The following is a 930-nucleotide window of genomic DNA, read 5'->3' on the forward strand; positions in this document are numbered from 1 at the left end:
TCATCTTCGGGGGTAGAGCACTGTTTCGGCTAGGGGGCCACCCCGGCTTACCAAACCGATGCAAACTGCGAATACCGAAGAATGTTATCACGGGAGACACACGGCGGGTGCTAACGTCCGTCGTGAAGAGGGAAACAACCCAGACCGCCAGCTAAGGTCCCAAAGTCATGGTTAAGTGGGAAACGATGTGGGAAGGCATAGACAGCCAGGATGTTGGCTTAGAAGCAGCCATCATTTAAAGAAAGCGTAATAGCTCACTGGTCGAGTCGGCCTGCGCGGAAGATGTAACGGGGCTAAACCATGCACCGAAGCTGCGGCAGCGACGCTCAGGCGTTGTTGGGTAGGGGAGCGTTCTGTAAGCCTGCGAAGGTGGCCTGTGAGGGCTGCTGGAGGTATCAGAAGTGCGAATGCTGACATAAGTAACGATAATGCGGGTGAAAAACCCGCACGCCGGAAGACCAAGGGTTCCTGTCCAACGTTAATCGGGGCAGGGTGAGTCGACTCCTAAGGCGAGGCTGAAAAGCGTAGTCGATGGGAAACAGGTTAATATTCCTGTACTTGGTGTTACTGCGAAGGGGGGACGGAGAAGGCTAGNAGACCAAGGGTTCCTGTCCAACGTTAATCGGGGCAGGGTGAGTCGACTCCTAAGGCGAGGCTGAAAAGCGTAGTCGATGGGAAACAGGTTAATATTCCTGTACTTGGTGTTACTGCGAAGGGGGGACGGAGAAGGCTAGGCTGGCCGGGCGACGGTTGTCCCGGTTTAAGCGTGTAGGGGTGTAGTCCTGGCAAATCCGGACTACTAAAACCCTGAGGCGTGATGACGAGTCACTACGGTGGCGAAGCGGTTGATGCCCAGCTTCCAGGAAAAGCCTCTAAGCATCAGGTAACATCGAATCGTACCCCAAACCGACACAGGTGGTCAGGTAGAGA

Annotated in this window: 1 rRNA gene; it reads left to right on the forward strand. The window is 54.9% G+C overall.

Features of this window, described 5'->3' with window-relative positions:
- A 23S ribosomal RNA gene (locus tag AC559G_RS00005) occupies window positions 1-930 on the forward strand; the annotation flags it as partial.

It is taken from the genome of Gibbsiella greigii (assembly GCF_039540155.1).
Lineage (GTDB): Bacteria > Pseudomonadota > Gammaproteobacteria > Enterobacterales > Enterobacteriaceae > Gibbsiella > Gibbsiella quercinecans.